General features: G+C 68.4%; 21 protein-coding genes. 12 read left to right on the top strand and 9 right to left on the bottom strand.

Annotation, left to right across the window (positions count from 1 at the left end):
- The first annotated feature begins 155 nt into the window (after positions 1–155).
- The 3 genes from FND50_RS04905 to FND50_RS04895 all read left to right on the top strand — a co-directional run bounded on the left by FND50_RS04905 (position 156) and on the right by FND50_RS04895 (position 2,192).
- Complete coding sequence (locus tag FND50_RS04905; RefSeq protein ID WP_105420965.1) at positions 156–1,331, top strand: Rieske 2Fe-2S domain-containing protein; 1,176 nt, start codon at positions 156–158, stop codon at positions 1,329–1,331.
- Between the two features lie 2 nt (positions 1,332–1,333).
- Positions 1,334–1,681 (top strand): hypothetical protein, encoded by a 348-nt coding sequence (locus FND50_RS04900; RefSeq protein ID WP_065489014.1) that lies wholly within the window; start codon positions 1,334–1,336, stop codon positions 1,679–1,681.
- A gap of 133 nt (positions 1,682–1,814) precedes the next feature.
- Positions 1,815–2,192, top strand: coding sequence for a VOC family protein (locus tag FND50_RS04895; RefSeq protein WP_005574864.1), 378 nt, complete (start codon positions 1,815–1,817; stop codon positions 2,190–2,192).
- A gap of 28 nt (positions 2,193–2,220) precedes the next feature.
- Here FND50_RS04895 and dmpG read toward each other — a convergent pair whose 3' ends face one another.
- From dmpG to FND50_RS04880, 3 genes are read right to left on the bottom strand one after another with little or no spacing between them, the layout of a single operon-like run.
- Positions 2,221–3,267 carry a 4-hydroxy-2-oxovalerate aldolase gene (dmpG, locus tag FND50_RS04890; RefSeq protein ID WP_186301314.1) on the bottom strand — a complete coding sequence of 349 codons (1,047 nt, stop codon included), beginning with the start codon at positions 3,265–3,267 and terminating at the stop codon, positions 2,221–2,223.
- A gap of 44 nt (positions 3,268–3,311) precedes the next feature.
- Positions 3,312–4,214, bottom strand: a complete 903-nt coding sequence (locus FND50_RS04885; protein WP_144284936.1) for an acetaldehyde dehydrogenase (acetylating) — start codon at positions 4,212–4,214, stop codon at positions 3,312–3,314.
- A 10-nt stretch (positions 4,215–4,224) separates the two neighbouring features.
- A complete protein-coding gene (locus FND50_RS04880; RefSeq protein ID WP_144284935.1) occupies positions 4,225–5,010 on the bottom strand; it encodes a 2-keto-4-pentenoate hydratase in 786 nt (261 codons plus the stop codon).
- Between the two features lie 148 nt (positions 5,011–5,158).
- On the opposite strand from FND50_RS04880, the gene kstD reads away from it, so the two are divergent.
- The 3 genes from kstD (at position 5,159) to FND50_RS04865 (ending at position 8,432) form a co-directional block, all read left to right on the top strand.
- Positions 5,159–6,877, top strand: coding sequence for a 3-oxosteroid 1-dehydrogenase (gene kstD / locus FND50_RS04875; protein WP_144284934.1), 1,719 nt, complete (start codon positions 5,159–5,161; stop codon positions 6,875–6,877).
- Positions 6,867–7,733, top strand: coding sequence for a MaoC/PaaZ C-terminal domain-containing protein (locus FND50_RS04870; RefSeq protein WP_144284933.1), 867 nt, complete (start codon positions 6,867–6,869; stop codon positions 7,731–7,733). The genes kstD and FND50_RS04870 overlap by 11 nt, the downstream gene beginning before the upstream one ends.
- A gap of 171 nt (positions 7,734–7,904) precedes the next feature.
- Entirely contained in the window at positions 7,905–8,432 is a 528-nt protein-coding gene (locus FND50_RS04865) for an NlpC/P60 family protein (protein WP_005244825.1), read from the top strand.
- On the opposite strand, the gene FND50_RS04860 is transcribed toward FND50_RS04865, so the two are convergent.
- Genes FND50_RS04860 through FND50_RS04840 form a run of 5 tightly spaced genes read right to left on the bottom strand, consistent with a single transcriptional unit; the run spans position 8,411 to position 12,351 of the window.
- Positions 8,411–8,743 carry a hypothetical protein gene (locus tag FND50_RS04860; RefSeq protein WP_144284932.1) on the bottom strand — a complete coding sequence of 111 codons (333 nt, stop codon included), beginning with the start codon at positions 8,741–8,743 and terminating at the stop codon, positions 8,411–8,413. The two genes, FND50_RS04865 and FND50_RS04860, sit on opposite strands and share 22 nt — an antisense overlap.
- On the bottom strand, positions 8,740–9,963 hold the full coding sequence (locus tag FND50_RS04855) for a DUF58 domain-containing protein (protein ID WP_144284931.1): 1,224 nt from the start codon (positions 9,961–9,963) through the stop codon (positions 8,740–8,742). The genes FND50_RS04860 and FND50_RS04855 overlap by 4 nt, the downstream gene beginning before the upstream one ends.
- On the bottom strand, positions 9,960–10,916 hold the full coding sequence (locus FND50_RS04850) for a MoxR family ATPase (RefSeq protein ID WP_144284930.1): 957 nt from the start codon (positions 10,914–10,916) through the stop codon (positions 9,960–9,962). Before FND50_RS04850 ends, FND50_RS04855 begins: the two co-directional genes overlap by 4 nt.
- On the bottom strand, positions 10,913–11,395 hold the full coding sequence (locus tag FND50_RS04845) for a hypothetical protein (RefSeq protein WP_144284929.1): 483 nt from the start codon (positions 11,393–11,395) through the stop codon (positions 10,913–10,915). The genes FND50_RS04850 and FND50_RS04845 overlap by 4 nt, the downstream gene beginning before the upstream one ends.
- Positions 11,377–12,351: a DUF4129 domain-containing protein gene (locus FND50_RS04840; protein ID WP_144284928.1), complete on the bottom strand. Its 975-nt coding sequence runs from the start codon at positions 12,349–12,351 to the stop codon at positions 11,377–11,379. Before FND50_RS04840 ends, FND50_RS04845 begins: the two co-directional genes overlap by 19 nt.
- 115 nt (positions 12,352–12,466) lie before the next feature.
- Between FND50_RS04840 and FND50_RS04835 the strand changes: the two genes are divergently transcribed.
- Entirely contained in the window at positions 12,467–13,783 is a 1,317-nt protein-coding gene (locus tag FND50_RS04835) for a TrpB-like pyridoxal phosphate-dependent enzyme (protein WP_144284927.1), read from the top strand.
- 43 nt (positions 13,784–13,826) lie between these two features.
- On the opposite strand, the gene zapE is transcribed toward FND50_RS04835, so the two are convergent.
- A complete protein-coding gene (zapE, locus tag FND50_RS04830; protein ID WP_144288972.1) occupies positions 13,827–14,744 on the bottom strand; it encodes a cell division protein ZapE in 918 nt (305 codons plus the stop codon).
- Positions 14,745–14,822: 78 nt separating this feature from the next.
- On the opposite strand from zapE, the gene FND50_RS04825 reads away from it, so the two are divergent.
- The 5 genes from FND50_RS04825 (at position 14,823) to FND50_RS04810 (ending at position 18,595) form a co-directional block, all read left to right on the top strand.
- On the top strand, positions 14,823–15,401 hold the full coding sequence (locus FND50_RS04825) for a TetR/AcrR family transcriptional regulator (protein WP_007295522.1): 579 nt from the start codon (positions 14,823–14,825) through the stop codon (positions 15,399–15,401).
- 61 nt (positions 15,402–15,462) lie between these two features.
- On the top strand, positions 15,463–16,710 hold the full coding sequence (locus FND50_RS04820) for a DUF6986 family protein (RefSeq protein ID WP_144284926.1): 1,248 nt from the start codon (positions 15,463–15,465) through the stop codon (positions 16,708–16,710).
- A gap of 88 nt (positions 16,711–16,798) precedes the next feature.
- The gene (locus FND50_RS35975; protein ID WP_186301235.1) at positions 16,799–16,942 is read left to right on the top strand and encodes a hypothetical protein; all 144 of its coding nucleotides are present in this window, start codon (positions 16,799–16,801) and stop codon (positions 16,940–16,942) included.
- Positions 16,939–17,871, top strand: coding sequence for an allantoinase PuuE (gene puuE, locus FND50_RS04815; RefSeq protein ID WP_144284925.1), 933 nt, complete (start codon positions 16,939–16,941; stop codon positions 17,869–17,871). The genes FND50_RS35975 and puuE overlap by 4 nt, the downstream gene beginning before the upstream one ends.
- Before the next feature lie 10 nt (positions 17,872–17,881).
- Complete coding sequence (locus FND50_RS04810; protein WP_037206963.1) at positions 17,882–18,595, top strand: GntR family transcriptional regulator; 714 nt, start codon at positions 17,882–17,884, stop codon at positions 18,593–18,595.
- The last annotated feature ends 57 nt before the right edge of the window (positions 18,596–18,652 follow it).

Raw genomic sequence — 18,652 nt, 5'->3', positions numbered from 1 at the left:
TTCTGAGACTAGAACACGTTCCCATTTATGTCGAGATACCGGTAAAGGTGCTGTTTGACGGCCCGGGTCTGGAAGAAAGCCCCCGAAAATCTGGCGGATCGTGTCGAAGTTCTATAACGTGTTCTACTAACAGCATGAAGGGATGTGAGGGCACAATGGCGCAGATTCGCGAGATCGATGTGGGCACGGTCCAGACCCGCTTCGCGCGTGGGTGGCACTGCCTCGGTTTGACCAAGACGTTCAAGGACGGCAAACCGCATTCGATCGAGGCATTCGGCACCAAACTCGTCGTCTTCGCCGACAGCAAGGGCGAACTGAAGGTTCTGGACGCGTATTGCCGGCACATGGGCGGGGACCTGTCGCAGGGCACGGTGAAGGGCGATTCCGTGGCCTGCCCGTTCCACGACTGGCGCTGGGGCGGCAACGGCAAGTGCACCAGCATTCCCTACGCACGCCGGGTTCCCCCGATCGCCCGCACCCGGGCGTGGCTCACCCTCGAGCAGAACGGCCAGCTGTTCGTCTGGAACGACCCGGAGGGCAATCCCCCGCCGGAGAACGTGACCATCCCCCGCATCGAGGGCGCCTACAGCGACGAATGGACCGACTGGACCTGGAACTCGATGCTGATCGAGGGGTCCAACTGCCGCGAGATCATCGACAACGTGGTCGACATGGCGCACTTCTTCTACATCCACTACGCGTTCCCGACGTACTTCAAGAACGTCTTCGAAGGCCACATCGCAACGCAGTACCTCAACACGAAGGGTCGCCCGGACGTCGGGATGGCGACGCAGTACGGCATGGAATCGCTGCTGCGCTCCGAGGCCGCGTACTACGGGCCGTCCTACATGATCAATCCGCTGTGGAACAGCTACGGCGGGTACGAGGTCGAGAGCGTCCTCATCAACTGCCACTATCCGGTGACGAACAATTCGTTCATGCTCCAGTACGGCGTCACCGTCAAGAAGCCGACCGGCATCGACGACGAAACCGCCGACAAGCTGGCCGCGAAGTTCACCGAGGGCATCGCCGAGGGGTTCCTGCAGGACGTCGAGATCTGGAAGAACAAGACCAAGATCGACAACCCCCTGCTCTGCGACGAGGACGGTCCGGTCTACCAGCTGCGACGCTGGTACGACCAGTTCTACGTCGACGTCGCCGACGTCACCGACAAGATGACGCAACGCTTCGAATTCGAGGTCGACACCACCAAGGCCAACGAAGCCTGGCAGCACGAGGTCGAGGAGAACCTGGCCCGGCAGAAGGCCGAACGCGAGGCCGCGGAGAGCGCGACCGCGGAGCGGTCCGAAAGCAAGGAAGCGCAGGTCTGATCATGAGTGCCTCGACCGAATGGGCCAAAGCTCCCGACTTCGCCGGGCAGCCTGCTCGGCTCGAGGCCATTCATGCGCAAACGTTGGCCGACAAGGCCAATTACCTCGACGACGGCATGAACGAAGTCGAGTGCCGTACGTGCGGAACCTGTGTGCTGGTGCGCAAGAACAGCCTCGAGCACACGAGCGTCCAGTGGACGGACGACCCTGCGAAGACGTGCCCGACGTTCCGGGACGCCGTCGGCGAGGGACAGTCCACCGCGCTCCGCGAGGGGTGCCCGCGACTGTGGGACAGCATCAACCACGCGGTGATGGAGGGGTTCATCGACGTGCGAGATCGCGTCGAATAGTCGTCGGTACCGCTGCGGCGGATGCGTCGCCCAATGTGACATTCGTGCAGTCAGGCTGCACGAATGTCACATTGGGCGCTTAGGCTGGATGTGCCGTCGGATCCGGCGGTTCCAGCCGAGCCGGAGGCGCGCCATGACAGGCCGAATCGTGCACTTCGAGATCCCCTTCGACGACGGTGACCGCGCACGAGCGTTCTATCGGGACGCATTCGGGTGGGCCATCGCCGAGATCCCCGACATGGACTACAGCATGGTCACCACCGGACCCGTCGGTGAGAGCGGCATGCCCGACGAACCGGGTTACATCAACGGCGGCATGATGCAGCGCGGGGAAGTGACCTCTCCCGTGGTCACCGTCGACGTCGAGAGCATCGAATCCGCCCTCGAACGGATCGAATCCCTCGGTGGCAAGACCGTCACCGGCAGGACCCCCGTCGGGAACATGGGATTCGCCGCATACTTCACCGACTCCGAGGGCAACGTCGTCGGGCTGTGGGAGACCGCCCGCTGACCCGTGAGTACTTATTAACCGCGGGACGTTAAGAAGTACTCACGGGCGGCGCAGCCGCAGCCCGCTCGCGTTGCAGTTCGAGGGCGATGTCGATGAGCTGATCTTCCTGGCCGCCGACGAGCTTGCGCTTGCCGGCGCGGACGAGGAGTTCGGCGGACGAGACGCCGTACCGTTCGGCATGGCGTTCGGCGTGCTTGAGGAAGCTCGAGTAGACGCCGGCGTAGCCCATCATCAGCGCCTGACGGTCGAGGAGGCATTCGGCGGGCATCGCCGGACGCACCACGTCCTCAGCTGCGTCGGCGATCGCGAAGAAGTCGATCCCCGTCTTGATGCCGATCTTGTCGCACACGCCGACGAACGCCTCGACCGGCGCGTTACCGGCACCGGCGCCGAATCGGCGTGTGCTGCCGTCGATCTGCTTGGCCCCTGCCCGAACGGCGGCGATCGAGTTGGCCACACCGAGTCCGAGGTTCTCGTGACCGTGGAAACCCACCTGGGCGTCCGAGCCGAGTTCCTGCACCAGCGCCTCGACGCGGTCCGACACCTGCTCGAGCACGAGCGCGCCTGCGGAGTCGACGACGTACACGCACTGGCAGCCGGCGTCGGCCATGATGCGGGCCTGCTTGGCGAGCTTTTCCGGTGCGATCGAATGCGCCATCATCAGGAAGCCGACGGTCTCGAGACCGCGGTCGCGGGCCAGCCCGAAGTGCTGGATGGACACGTCCGCCTCGGTGCAGTGCGTGGCGATGCGGCAGATCGAGGCGCCGTTGTCCTGGGCGACGATGATGTCGTCCTTGATGCCGAGCCCCGGCAGCATGAGGAAGGCGATCTTCGCGTTCTTCGCCGTGTCGACGGCGATCGAGATGAGTTCCTGCTCGGGGACCTTGGAGAACCCGTAGTTGAACGAGGACCCACCGAGTCCGTCGCCGTGCGTCACCTCGATGACCGGGACCCCGGCGTTGTCGAGCGCACCGACGATGGCCCGGACCTCCTCACCGGTGAATTGGTGCCGCTTGTGGTGCGAACCGTCCCGCAGCGAGGTGTCGGTGACGCGGATGTCCCAACTGCTGCGCATATTTCCCGTCGCTCCGCTCGCCCCGTCGAATTGGACCATAGTGCTCATGCCTCCACACTCAGGAGCTTCTGGGCGATCTCCTCGCCCACCTTGGTTGCCGCTGCGGTCATGATGTCGAGGTTGCCCGCGTACGGGGGCAGGAAGTCGCCTGCACCCTCGACCTCGACGAACGTCGTGACCGTCGCCTGCCCGCCCGACACGACGCTCGGGTCGTCGAATTGCGGTTCGTTGAGCAGCCGGTAGCCGGGGACGTACTGCTGGATGTCCGCGACGACGCGGTGGATGGAATCGGTGATGGCGGCGCGGTCGGCGTCCTCGGGTATCGCGCAGAAGATCGTGTCCCGCATGATCATCGGCGGGTCGGCCGGGTTGAGGATGATGATGGCCTTGCCGCGCTGCGCTCCGCCGATGGTTTCGATGCCGCGGCTGGTGGTCTTGGTGAACTCGTCGATGTTGGCGCGGGTGCCCGGGCCCGCGGAGACGGACGCCACCGACGCGACGATCTCGGCGTACGGCACGTCGACGACGCGGGAGACGGCGTACACGATCGGGATCGTGGCCTGCCCTCCGCACGTGATCATGTTGACGTTGGGGGCGCCGAGGTGTTCGCGCAGGTTCGCCGGCGGGACCACGGCCGGTCCGACGGCGGCGGGTGTCAGGTCGACCGCCCGGATGCCGGCGGCCTCGTACCGCGGTGCTGCCTCCCGATGCACGTACGCGGACGTGGCCTCGAAGACGAGATCGGGTTTCTCCGGCTGGTTCAGCAACCAGCCGGCACCCTTGGCCGACGTCTCCAGTCCCATCGTGCGGGCCCGTGCCAGGCCCTCGCTCTCGGCGTCGATCCCGATCATCCACCGGGGTTCGAGCCACTCGGATCGCTGCAGCTTGTAGAGCAGGTCGGTGCTGATGTTGCCCGAACCGACGATCGCCACACTTGCCTTGGTCATGAACAAACTCCTACTTGAACTGCAGGGATACGGAGCCGAGCCCACTGAACTCGGCGCGGAAGTGATCGCCCGGATGCGCGTCGATGGCGCGGGTGCACGATCCGGGCAGCACGATGTCGCCGGCCTTCAACCGGACGCCGAAGCTCTCGACCTTCTGCGCGAGCCAGGCGACGGCCGTCACCGGGTTGCCGAGCACGGCGTCGCTGCGTCCCTCGGCCTTGGTCTCGCCGTTGCTCGTCAGGACGGCGTCGATGGCTGTGATGTCGATGTCCGCGGGCCGCACCCGGTTCTTGCCGAGCACGAAACCGGCGGACGACGCGTTGTCCGCGATCGTGTCCGGCAGTGTGATCTTCCAATCGGTGATCCGGCTGTCGATCAGCTCGATGGACGGCGCGAACGCCACGGTGGCGTCCAGGACGTCCTGCTCGGTGCAGCCTGCGCCGGGGAGGTCGGCGCCCAGCACGAACGCGACCTCGACCTCGACGCGCGGGAAGCAGAGCCGCGCCGTGTCGACGGGCTGGTCCTCGAAGACCTCCATGTCGGCGAGCAGGTGGCCGTAGTCGGGTTCGTCGACGCCCATCATCTGCTGCATGGCGAGGGACGACAGGCCGACCTTGTGCCCGACGACCTTTGCGCCGTCCTGCAGCCGGCGGCGGATGTTGATCAACTGGATCTCGTAGGCGTCGACGACGTCGATGTCGGGGTGGTCGGCGGTCAGGGGGCCGATGGGAGCGCGGCCCCGTTCCGCGGCGTCGAGCTGATTCGCCAACTCGGTGCGTAGTTGGGTCGAGAGCATGGTGTGAGGACCTTCCCTGAAGTTCGTTTGCGTGCGCACGCCCACCGGTTTCCACTGCAACGTGTTTCGTTCTTGTTTGTTGGCGTCAGTAATACTTCCTGGCAGAAAGGATGGACTGACAACCCCATCATTCTATAACGTGTTCTACATGAGCAAGCACGAATACGACATCGTGGTCGTCGGTAGCGGTGCCGGTGGAATGACCGCGGCCCTCACCGCGGCCCACAAGGGACTCAGCGTCGTCATCCTCGAAAAGGCGCCGCACTTCGGCGGCTCCACCGCACGCTCCGGCGGCGGCGTGTGGATCCCGAACAACGAGGCGCTGATCGCCGCGGGAGTCGAGGACACCACGGACGCCGCGCGGACCTACCTGCACAGCATCATCGGCGACGTCGTCCCGAAGGACCGGATCGACGCCTACATCGACCGCGGCCCCGAGATGCTGTCGTTCGTGCTGAAGAACAGCCCACTGAAACTGCAGTGGGTGCCCGAATACTCCGACTACTACCCCGAGGCCCCCGGCGGACGGCTCGGCGGACGGTCCGTCGAACCGACACCGTTCGACGGCAGGAAGCTCGGCGCCGACCTCGCGAAGCTCGAACCCGATTACGTCAAGGCACCGTCGAATTTCGTGATCACCCAGGCCGATTACCGCTGGCTGAACCTGCTGATGCGCAACCCGCGCGGCCCGCTGCGCGCCGCCCGGGTCGGGCTCCGATTCCTCGGCGCCAAGCTCACCGGGAAGCGCCTGCTCGTCCGCGGTCAGGCGCTCGTCGCGGGACTGCAGGCCGGACTGAAGGCCGCCGGTGTCCCGATCCTGCTCGACACCCCGCTCACCGACCTGTATGTGGAGGACGGCGTGGTCAAGGGCGTCAACGCCACGGTCGACGGACAGCCGCAGGTGTTCCGGGCGCGCCGCGGCGTCGTGATCGCCTCGGGCGGCTTCGAGCACAACGACGAGGCCCGCAAGAAGTATCAGCGGGCACCGATCGGCACCGAATGGACCGTCGGCGCGAAGGCCAACACGGGCGACGGCATCTGGGCGGGCGAAAAGCTCGGCGCCGCGCTCGATCTGATGGAAGACGCCTGGTGGGGACCGTCCATCCCGCTCACCGGCGGCCCGTGGTTCGCGCTGTCCGAACGGAGCCTGCCCGGCTGCATCATGATCAACGAATCCGGCAAACGCTTCGTCAACGAATCCGCGCCGTACGTCGAGGCGACGCACGCGATGTACGGCGGCACGCACGGGCAGGGCGACGGACCGGGCGAGAACGTGCCGTGCTGGCTCGTCCTCGACCAGCGTTACCGCGACCGGTACGCGTTCGCCGGAGTCACCCCGCGCTCCCCGTTCCCGGGTCGCTGGCTGAAGGCCGGTGTGATCGTCAAGGCGGGCACCGTCGCCGAGCTGGCCGGGAAGATCGGCGTGCCGGTCGACGCACTCACCGAAACGGTCTCGCGTTTCAACACTTTCGCCCGGAACGGCAAGGACGAGGACTTCGGCCGTGGTGAGAGCGGTTACGACCACTACTACGGGGATCCCCGCAACAAGCCCAATCCGAGCCTCGGGGCGCTCGAGAAGACGCCGTTCTTCGCCGTCAAAATGGTCCCCGGCGACCTCGGCACCAAGGGCGGTCTCCGCACCGACCGCAACGCCCGCGTGCTGCGGGAGGACGGCAGCACGATCGAGAACCTCTATGCGGTGGGCAATGCCAGCGGCCCGGTGATGGGCCACACCTACGCAGGCCCCGGCGCGACCATCGGCCCAGCGATGACGTTCGGCTATCTCGCGGTTCTCGATATCCTCGACAAGTCCTCCCAGGCCGATTCCCCGACGTCACTCACCGGAGACACCACCAATGCCCATTGATCCGAACATCGCCATCGGAGCCGAACTGCCCGTTCAGGAGTACTCCTGGACCAGTTCCGACGTGCAGCACTACCACCTCGCTCTCGGTGCCGGATCCCGTCCGCTCGACGAGAAGGAGTTGCGGTACCTCACCGACGGGAAGCCGCAGGTGCTCCCCACGTTCGCCACGGTGGCCGCGAATTTCCACGCGACCGAGGCCCCGCGTGTGTCGTTCCCGGGAGTCGAGATCGACCTCGCCAATGTGGTCCACGGCAGCCAGGAAGTGGCCGTGCACCAGCCGATCCCGCCGGAGGGCAAGGCCCGCACCACCACCCGAATCGCCGAAGTATGGGACAAGGGCAAGGCCGCCGTCATCGTGCAGGAATCGACGACCACCGACCTCGACGGCACTCCCCTGTGGACCGGGCGGTCGTCCATCTTCGCCCGCGGCGAAGGCGGTTTCGGGGGTGAGCGCGGACCGGCCCAGTCCGTCGAGTTGCCCGACCGGCCTGCCGACGTCGAGGTCGACACCCCCGTCCTTCCGCAGCAGGCGCTGATGTACCGGATGTGCGGCGACCGCAACCCCCTGCATTCCGACCCGAAGTTCGCTTCCGCCGCAGGGTTTCCCGCCCCGATTCTGCACGGCCTGTGCACGTACGGGATGGTGTGTAAAGCGGCCGTGGACGCGATGCTCGACTCGGACGCGTCGCAGGTCGCGGGGTTCCGAGTCCGGTTCGCGGGGGTGGTTTTTCCCGGCGAGACGCTGCACACGCGGATCTGGCGGGACGAGGGCCGGCTCCTCATCTCGGCCACGGTTCCCGAGCGCGATCATGCTCCAGCCCTGGCAGACGTGGTGCTGACCCTGGCCCAGGGGTGACAGTTACCGAAATTTGACCGAATCCGCCCACTTCGGACGGATATTCGCAATTATCAGGCATGATGCCGCAACACTTTGTACGCTTTCCGTGACCTCATCGAGACGTGTCAACCGATGGTCGGGGCGGTTCCACGGCTCTCCACGAGCAGTAGCGAACAAAGGGGGGACCTCGTGTCCCAGCGCAGACATCTCCGTCCCGTGCGACGCGCTGCCGTTGCCGGTGCTCTCGCGTTCTGTGCGACCGCCCTCGTTGCTCTTCCCGCGAACGCCGCACCGGTGGCGGGCAGTTCCGACAGCGGCAGCACCGGCGGCAGTTCGATGGGTTCGTCCGTTCTCCCGACACCCATTCCCACCCCGACCGGGCTGGCCGCGCTCGCGGCCGCGACGACCCAGACGGGCAAGCCCTATCTGTGGGGTGGGACGGGTCCGGACGCGTGGGACTGCTCGGGGTTGGTGCAGTGGGCATTCCGGCAGGCGGGGGTGAATCTGCCACGCACCACATGGGAGCAGGCCGAGGTCGGCGCACCCATTCCGCTGTGGGCGCTGGCTCCCGGCGACATCGTGGTGCTCAACCCGGACGCGTCGCACATCGGTATCTACGCCGGCTTCGGTCAGGTCTTCAATGCGTACGGGCGCGGCGTGCCCGTGGGTCTGGCGCCGCTGTCGCAGTTCCACATCTACAGCATCCGCCGCTTCTGATCCTCGGTCGTGGGCGTGCGCCTGGCGACGTACGGCCACACCGCGACGAGGAACAGCACCACCGCCGCAACCGGCCCGAGCAGGCACATCCATGCCGGCCCGTCCGGCAGTGCCGCTGCCAGAGACGCCGCGGCGCCGGTGACGACCGCGCCCAGCAGCAGCGTCGAGATTCCCGGTGCGAGACCGGTGTACGCGACGAGCAGCAGTCCCGTCGCCCCGACACCCGCGGCGGCCGCCGCGAACGCGGACGCGTTGCCCAGGACGAGGGCGACCAGCGCCGCCTGCACCACGACCACCGCAATCCACCTCATCGGAGTGCCCCCGACGGCCGGCGGGCACGATCGGCGAGGGCCAGCGCCAGATCCAGTGCGGAATCGTCGTCCCACGCCACCACCGGGACCCCGAGAACACCCATGTTCCGGTACATGTTCCGCCGCTCGAGCCGCCACATCCTGCCGGTCATCGGATCGAGTTCATACTCGAACGGCGGGCCGCGGAGCACGTCGACGGCCACGACAACGTGACCGCGCCGCCTCAGCTCCAGCAGCGACAGCGCGAAGTTGGTGTCCAACATGGTGGAGAACGCGATGACCACGGCCCTCGGCGGCAACGCGACCCGCGGGACGAGTGTGCCTTCGGAGGCGCCGGCGTCGGAGTCGAGCACCGTGTCGAGGATTCGGTAGAACTGCCTGCGTCCGATGTCGGCGCCGAGCCATCGCAGCCGGAACCCGTGGACGACGACCCCGGCCCGGTCGCCGCGCTGCAGGGCCGTCTGCACCACCTGTGTAGCGCCGCGCACGGTCCGGTGCAGGCTCTCCGACGCCGGGCCCGGCGCCTGCGGGGTGGTGTCGAGGACGGCCACGACGTCCGCGGCGCGGTCCATGATCCGTTCGGTGACGTGCAACCTGCCGCGCCGGGCGCTCACCGGCCAGTTGACGCTGCGCAACGGATCCCCCGGCGCGTGCGGCCGGATGTCCCCGAACTCGACGCCCGAACCGAATCGGCGGGTGCGGTGCGCGCCGATGCGGTCCGGAAGTGTGGCGTGGGGCAACGGAGTCGGCACAGGCGGCGCCAACGGGAACACCCGCAGTTCCGTGACGGGAACCGGGAGGGAGGCGGTGAGCAGGCCGCCGCCGGCACGTGCCGTGACCGTCAGGGCGGGTTCGTACCGGCCCCACCGGTCCGCCGACACCACGTAGTCGCCGTCGCCGACGTGCTCGACCGTGTAGCCGTCGGACGGCGCCGGTGCCACCTCGAGTTCCGCCGCACCACCGCACGCCGTCACGTCCACCGAGAAGTGCACGGACTCGGATTCGAAGCACCGCAGCGTGCGCGCCGACGCCTCGGCGCGGACGCCGGTGGCCGGACGGGGCAACCACGTCACCGTGCCGAGCGCTCCCAGCATCGGGGCGGCGAACACGATCAGTTCCCACCACCGCCCCACGACACCTGCCGTCAGTGCCACGGCGGCGCAGGTCGTCAGTGCGAGGGCTGCCGGCGATGCCCGCCACGTCAACTGGTGCTCCGTCATCGGGCCCTCGGCGCGGGGAGACGGCGCAGCAGTTCCGCGAGGACGTCGTCGCTGCGGATGCGGCGCACCCACATCTCCGGTCGCAGGCTGATGCGGTGCGCGACAGCGGGAACGGCCAGGGTTTTGATGTCCTCGGGAATGACGAAGTCGCGGCCCGAGAGCAGGGCGCGCGCCCGCGCCAGCTGTACGAGGTCGAGTTCCGCGCGGGGGCTGGCCCCGACCTCGACCTGCGGGTGATGCCGGGTGGCGTTCGCGAGCGCGACGACATACCCGAGGACGTCGTGATGAACACTGACCTGCTCGAGCGATTCGCGCATCGCCAGGAGGTCGGCCGCATCGACCACCTGCTCGACGACGACGGCGGCGGATCCCCGGTCGAGCCGCCGGCGCAGCATCTCGTGCTCGTCGGTCTCGGTGAGGTACCCCAGTCGCAGGCGGAGCGCGAACCGGTCCAGCTGCGCCTCGGGCAGCGGGTAGGTGCCCTCGTACTCGATGGGATTGTCGGTGGCGAGCACGATGAAGGGACGCGGCAGGATCCGGGTGGTGCCGTCGACGCTGACCTGTCCCTCCGCCATCGCCTCGAGCAGTGCGGCCTGGGTCTTGGGTGGGGTGCGGTTGATCTCGTCGGCGAGAAGCAGGTTGGTGAAGATCGGGCCCGGACGAAATTCGAACCGACCCGACGGCATGTCGTAGATGGTGGCGCCGAGCAGGTCGGCGGGCAGCAGGTCGGGGGTGAACTGGACCCGCGTGAAGTCGAGTCCGAGCGCGGCAGCGAACGATCGCGCCACCAAAGTCTTTCCGAGTCCAGGCAGATCCTCGATGAGCACGTGCCCGCCGGCGAGTACCGCGAGCAGGATCGACGTGAGTTCGTCGTGCTTGCCGACCACCGCCCGTTCGACCTCCGCCAGCACCGCGTGGGCGCGCGCGGTGGTGACCTCGGCAGGCATCGTCACAGCTGCTCCAGCCGTTGCAGGATCCGGTCGAGCACGTCCCGGCCCGGACCGGGTGCGGCCCTGTCGGAGCGCTGCACGCGCTCGGGATCGACCCACTGCCACAAGTCGCCGAAGAACACCTCACCCGCGGCTGCGGTCTCGGCGAGGTCGAGTCCCTGCCGCTGTCCGGTGGACTGCTGGAACTCACGCGCCAGGAGCGGACGCAGATGGTGATCCCAGTCGCCGCGCGTACCGTCCGCCCAGCTGATCAATGATTCCGTCCGCGCCATCCATCGGGCCGTCACCTCGGCCCGTTCCGCCTCCATTCCCGGCGGCTGGTCGTCGACGTCGACGGGTGCCATGCGTCGTCGAATCTCGAAGAGCACCAGCGCGGTCACCGCTCCCGCGACCAGCACGGCCGCACTGTACCGACCGGCGGCCACCAGCGGGACCTCCGCGGCCAGCACGGCCCCGACACCGGCTACCGCGACGGCGAGCACGCGTCGCTACCCAGGTCGTCGAGTACACGCCGGAGCAGATCGGCGGCCTCGTCGCGGTGCTGTTCGCCCATCGGATGCAGGCTGAACCGTGCCTCGGAGAACAGCCGCACCAGCGGCGCCGCCGCCTCGAAGCGCAGCGCTCCTAGTTGCACTGCGCGAGCCAGCACTTCGGACGGGGTGTCCGACTCCCGCGGTTCGGCGCCCGGCGCCTCGCGCAACGCATCTTCCATGGCCGCGTAACTGGCGATGATGGCCTCGCGCGGCGGCAGACTCGGGACCACGACCGCGGCGAGACCTTCCTCCGCTGCGCGGGCCAGCGACTGCGAGGCAGCCGGACCGTCGGGGGAACTCGCCGCGGTCCAGGCGCCGACCCGCGCCCGGAGGGGGCGCCGGGCCACGGCGCCGAGGATCAACACGGTCACCAGTATCGGACCGGCAATCGCTGCAGCGGTCCACACTTCCGTCAGATCCTCGCGGGTCTCGTCCACCAGGTCGGGCGGCGGACGAGTCTCGGTGGGCACGGCCTCGTCGGTTCGGCCGGCCCCGTCGTCGGCGGCCGGGCTCGCCGGCGACGGTTGACGGTCGAGTGGTTCGTCTCCACCGACGGACCCGAGGAGGAACGCCGCGGCCACGAGAAGCGCGGCGAACGCCGCCCATCCGAGAATGTGCCGGCGCGAGACCGAGGAGCCGGTGTTTCCGGTGAGCCCTGCCGGCGGTGGGTCGGGGGCGACCCGCGGCCGGCCGCTGCGAAGGGCGGACGCCAGCGCGACCGCCGCGACGACGACGGCGATCGCCGAGAGGATGACCAGGGCGCGCGTCGCACCTGCGCCCGGCTCCGACGGTGTCGCGGGGGTGTCGGGCGCGGGGACCACCCGGACCGCAAGGGTGACCGTCACGACGGCCGCCAGCAGGGCGACCGTGTGGACGACCCTGCTTCGCACGCGACGGTCCGGCATCCTCACTCCCGAGTTGCCCCTCCATCGTGACACGCGCGGACCGGGAAAATCACCCGTTCGCGGCGGCGGACAGCGCAGCATGTTCGGGACGTATCCATCCACGAAGGAGAGTTACTTGACCACGTCCCCGGTAACCGGAGCCGAACTGGCTCGATCGCTGGAACCTCTGGGGGTTTCGGTTCCCTCGGCCGTACCCACGCACTGGTACAACCTTGCCGCCGATCTTCCGGAACCCGTTCCGCCGCACCTGCATCCCGGCACACGTGAGCCACTGGGACCGGAGGACCTGGCACCGCTGTTCCCCACGAGCCTGATCGAACAGGAGGTCGCGACGGAACGGTACATCGAGATCCCCGAAACGGTCCGCGAGATCTACGGCATGTGGCGCCCGTCGCCGCTGGTGCGCGCACACCGGCTCGAGCGAGTGCTCGGCACACCGGCACGGATCTACTACAAATACGAGGGTGTCAGCCCGGTCGGATCGCACAAGCCGAACACGGCTGTGGCACAGGCCTATTACAACGCGCTCGAGGGGACCACCAAGCTCACCACCGAGACCGGTGCGGGCCAGTGGGGCGCGTCGCTGTCGTTCGCCGGCGCCCTGCTCGGCCTCGAGGTGGAGGTCTGGCAGGTTCGCGCCTCGTTCGACGCCAAGCCGTACCGCCGACTCCAGATGGAGGCCTACGGCGGCATCTGTCATGCGTCTCCGTCCGACCTCACCGAAGCCGGGCGGGCGATCCTGGCCCAGCATCCCGACACCACCGGTTCGCTGGGCATGGCGATCAGCGAGGCCGTCGAAGTGGCCGCCAACAACCCCGACGCGCACTACTCGCTGGGCAGCGTCCTCAACCACGTCATGCTCCACCAGACCGTGATCGGCCAGGAAGCGATGGTCCAGCTGGAGGAGGCGGGTGAGCCTGTCGCGCACACGGTATTCGGTTGCGCCGGCGGTGGTTCCAATCTCGCGGGCCTGACCTTCCCGTTCCTGGGTCGCAATCTGCGCGAGGGCACCACCACCCGTCTCGTCGCCTGCGAGCCTGCGGCATGCCCATCGCTGACGCAGGGCGAATACCGCTACGACTTCGGCGACGTCGCCGGCCTGACGCCGCTGTTGAAGATGTACACGCTGGGCAACGATTTCGTTCCGCCCGCCATCCACGCGGGTGGCCTGCGGTACCACGGCATGTCGCCGATGGTCTCGCACGCCGTCGCCCTCGGGCTGATGGAGGCGACCGCGATCGAACAGGACGACGCACTCGCCGCGGGCCTGCTCTTCGCCCGCGCCGAGGGCATCATCCCCGCTCCGGAATCGACGCACGGCGTGGCCGCGGCCATCGCGCACGCCCGCACCGTCACCGAACCGGAGGTCGTGGTCATCGGATTGTCCGGCAACGGCCAGCTGGACCTCCCCGCATACAGCCGGTACGTCTGATCGATTCACCGGGGCCGACCCACGCACGGGTCTGCCTCGGTGGTCACCGGCTCAGCGTCGACAGCCTGCTCACCAGCCGGTCGACGTCGAGGGTGCCGTGGAGTCCGGCGAACACCTCGTCCCACGATGCTTCGGCCACCAGGGTCAGCGAAGTCCCCCGGTCGTACAGCACGTCGACGACGTTCGCGAACCGCCGCACGGTCTCCGCGCCGGCCTCCCGCAGTCGGGGCACACCGGTGATCGCCCAGCATCCGAACCGCTCCGACAGTTCGAGATAGTCGGCGGGTGCGGTCGGGGTACCGCACAGCACCGCGAACTCGAACCAGACCGCGCGGTCCCGCACCGCGGAGGCCGTCACCGTGCGGGTCCCGACGGTCAGGGCGACGCGTTCGGACAGTGCCGGAGGCTCCGTGTCGGAAGCTCGGACGAAACGTCCGGCAGCGAACCCGCCGTCCGCCGTGGCCACGGTGCGGTAGTCGACGGGTCCGGCCACCCGCACGACGGTCAGATTCTGTTCCAGCACGGCGATCGACGGCGCGAACAGGTGATGGAACAGCGGATTCGGCAGCAGCCCCTCCGGTGGATAGTTCGACGTCGCCACCAGCGTGATCCCGCGGGTGAACAGGACCTTCAGCAGTCGCGCGACCAGCATCGCGTCCCCGACGTCGTGCAGGTGGAACTCGTCGAAGCACAGCAGCCGGACGTCCCCGAGTGCCGCATCGATCGCGAGGTCGATGGAACCCAGCGTGTGCGCGTCGGCGTGGAGCCGGCGGAAGAACGAGTGGAAGTGCACGCGCCGCTTCGGGACCTCCGCCGACCCGTAGAAGCGGTCCGTCAACCACGTCTTGCCACGTCCGACGGGTCCCCACAGGTACACGCCGCGAATCCCGGGCCGCCCCTGCTCCAGCCCCTCGGTGGTCTCGTACAGGACGGCCGCGGCCGCGCGCTGCGCGTCGTCCAACAGAACCTCTACATCCACAGTGGAAACACTACGAATGTAGAGTCTCGGGCGACAAGCCGATGTGAGGAGGCAGACACCGTGCCCGAGCGGCGTGAGCGGATAGCCGACGCGGCGATCACGATCATCGCGCGGGAGGGCATGCGCGCGCTGACGCATCGGGCCGTCGACCGTGCACTGGATCTCCCGGGCGGGTCCACGTCCTACTACTTCCGCACCCGGCGAGCCCTGATCGAATCCGCCGTGCGCCGGCTCGCCGACCGCTCGCGGCAGGAATTCGCGACCACGACGGCCCCACCACTCGACCTCGCCTCCGTCGCCGAGGGCGTGGCCCGGTCGCTGGACCGGCTGCTGCGCACCCGCCACGACGACGTCGTCGCGCGGCACGCGCTGACCGTCGAACTGTCCGGTGACGACGACCTGCACGCACTCCTCGCGACGTGCCTGTTCTCCCGTGCCCGCGCCACCGAATTGTTCGACGCTCTCGGCGTCGCCGACCCCGAGAACGCGGGCGCGGACTTCGTCAGCGTCGTCGAAGGCCTGGTCTTCGACCGTTTCGTGGGAGCCCGGTCACTCGACGGCATCGAGCCAGGGACCGATCGCAGCGTGCGGCAGCTGGCCCGCGCCGTCGAGTCGTATCTGCGCGGTGCGACGGCCTGAACGAAGACCACCCGGCGGGGTGTGGACGACGAGAATCCCGCGTTTCTGCCAAGATCGTGGCGTGAACCCCCAGTACCTCAGCCGTGTCCCCGACAGCGGTTTCGACCGCGTCGACGCACTCCTCGACCCCGTCGACACCGACCTCGCGGACGCCTTTCCGGGTGATCGGCAGCAACCGCAGCCCGTCCACACCGTCTACGTGAGTGCGGCGGACGCCGGACCCGACACCCCGAGGGTGTGGGGTGAGCAGGCTGTCGAACTGCTGGACAGGCACACGGAGGCGCTGTCCGAAATCGGAACGACCGGTGCGCTTCCCGACGTCCGCGCGATGCTCGAGCACCGTCCGATCATGGATCTGCGGATCGATTTCGAGGACGGCTTCGGCTGGCGGAGCGACGACGTCGAGGACGCTGCCGCACTGGAGGCGGGACGCACGCTGCGACTGCTCTCCTCGGACCCGTCCGGCCCGCGGTCGCTGGGCATCCGCGCGAAGGGCCTGGCCCCGCACGAGCGCCGCCGCGGGATCCGGACGCTCGAACTCGTCCTCGAAGGCGCGGGTGGGGTTCCCGACGGCTTCGTGTTCACGGTGCCGAAACTGCGTGCGGCCCAGCAGGTCACCGCCGTCGTCGCGTTGTGCGAGGAACTCGAGCGCGCGTACGGGCTCCCCGACAGGTCGCTGCGCTTCGAGTTGCAGATCGAGAGCCCCCAGGCCGTGCTCGGACCGGACGGCACCGTGACCGTCGCGAAGGCCGTCCACCTCGCGGACGGACGCTGCACCGGATTGCACTACGGCACTTACGACTACAGCGCGGCCTGCGGAATCGCGTCACGGTTCCAGTCGCTCGAGCATCCGGTTGCCGACCACGCCAAGTCCGTGATGCTGGTGGCGGCGGCCCAGACCGGGGTGTGGGTGTGCGACGGATCCACCCAAGTCATCCCGCAGGGCAGCGACGAGGAGATCCACGCCGCGCTGGCCCGGCACTACCGGCTCGTCACCCGTTCGCTCGAACGCGGGTACTACCAGGGATGGGACATGCATCCCGGGCATCTGATCACCCGCTGGCTCGCGACGTTCGACTTCTACCGCGCCGCGCTACCCGCCGCCGCCACCCGGGTGCAGGCCTACCTCGACCGCCAGGGCGGCGGGGTGATGGACGAACCGGCCACCGCCCAGGCGCTCGCGACAGTGATCCTGCGGGGACTGGCGTGCGGCGCGTTCGACGAGGACGCTGTCCGCGCGCAAGCCCCCGGATGCACGGTGGACACACTGCGCGACCTCCTCACCCGGGCGATGGTTCCGGGGAGCTGAGCACCTTCCCGCGCACGAGGACCGCCCGCAACACCCACTTCGACGCCCTACACTTGCCCCCACGCCCGATCAGGAGGTAGCCGCACCCGTGACCCCGAACACCTTGACCGCGCCCAGCTTCCACAGTCCGCCCCCGGGCGAGGCGAGCGTCCGCGAACGGGACGGCGGCACGGCGCGGTTGCGCCTGTGGGGTTCCCTGACCGAGGCGGGTCGGGCAGGCTTGGAATCATGACCCACGCTTTCGACTCCAGCTACCCCCGTGACCTGGTCGGATACGGGCAGCACCCACCCGATCCGCAGTGGCCGGGCGGCGCGAAGATCGCCGTCCAGTTCGTCCTCAACTACGAGGAGGGCGCCGAGAACAACGTGCTCCACGGCGACGAGGCATCGGAGACGTTCCTGTCCGAGATGGTCGGGGCCCAACCGTTCCCGAACCGGCACATGAGCATGGAATCGATCTACGAATACGGATCCCGCGCCGGACTGTGGCGCGTGCTCCGGGCATTCGAGCGACGAGGGCTACCGCTCACGATCTTCGCGGTCGCCAAGGCGATGCAGCGGAACCCGGAGGCCGTCAGCGCCTTTCGCGAACTCGGTCACGAGATCGCCTGCCACGGTCTGTGGTGGAAGTCGTACCAGCTCTCCGACGAGGACACCGAACGCAAGGACCTGGCCGTGGCGGTGGAGATCCTGCGCGACCTCACCGGCGAGGCCCCGCTCGGCTGGTACACCGGCCGCGACTCCCCGCTCACCCGGCAGCTGGTCGTCGAGCACGGCGGCTTCGAGTACGACTCCGATTCGTACGCCGACGACCTCCCCTACTGGGTGAAGGTCGACGCCCCCGGAAAGGGCCTCGTCGACCACCTGGTGGTGCCGTACACCCTCGACACCAACGACATGCGGTTCGCGTCGCCCGGCGGTTTCCCGAGCGGCGAGCAGTTCTTCGCGCACCTGCGGGACGCCTTCGACGTCCTGTACGCGGAGGGAACGGCCGGGGCGCCGAAGATGCTGTCCGTGGGTCTGCACTGCCGCATCGTCGGACGGCCCGCCCGCACCGCGGCGCTGGAGCGGTTCCTCGATCACGTGCAGTCCCACGACGACGTGTGGGTCGCCCGGCGCATCGAGATCGCCCGCCACTGGCGCGCCGTACACCCCGCCTGAGGACTACCCGATGCCCCCGCGACGACCATCGGTGCTGGTCACGAACCTGGCCAACCGGGATCCCGGCAGCTCGCAGACCGTGATCCTGGAGGAGTTGCGCCGGGTGATCCTCAGCGGCGGGGCCCCGCCGGGCACCCCGATCCCGGTGGACGAGGTGGCCGAGCACTTCGGCGTCAGCCGCATCCCGATCCGCGAGTCGCTGAAGACGCTGATCGGCGAAGGTCTCGTCGACCACCGGGCCAACGCCGGGTACACGGTCGCCCGGCTGACCGTCGACGAACTCGAGGAGCTCTACCTGGTGCGGGGTGTCCTCGAGTCGGCGGCGCACTCCGTGGCGATCACCCTCGCCGACGAGGCCGACGACGCACGGGCCAGGGCGACGTACGCGGCACTCGACCGCTCGGTTCTCGAGGACGACTTGACCGCGTACCACCGGGAGAGCCGTAACTTCCACCTCGCCCTGGCATCGCCGTGCCGGATGCAGCGATTGCTGCACATGTTCGAGTCGGCGTGGAACATCACCGAGCCCGTGCAGCCGATGTCGCAGGTGGGGACGCCGGCGCGGCTGCAACTTCACCTCGGGCACCGGGACATGCTGGCGGCGTTCCTCGCCCGCGACGCCGCGGCGTTGAAGGCGGCCACCGACCGGCACAACGAACAACTCGACACGGTGATCGCCGCCCTCCCCACGGACACCGGAATCTTCCGGGACACGCCCGGGTAGGCCGTCCGGCAAGATATATTCTCGGCTCGGACCGTGCGCCGGCGAGAATATATCTTC

The organism is Rhodococcus sp. WB9, from assembly GCF_007558985.1.
Lineage (GTDB): Bacteria > Actinomycetota > Actinomycetes > Mycobacteriales > Mycobacteriaceae > Rhodococcus_F > Rhodococcus_F opacus.
The sequence above is the reverse complement of the archived record's forward strand: the minus strand, read 5'-3'. Positions and strand labels throughout refer to the sequence as shown.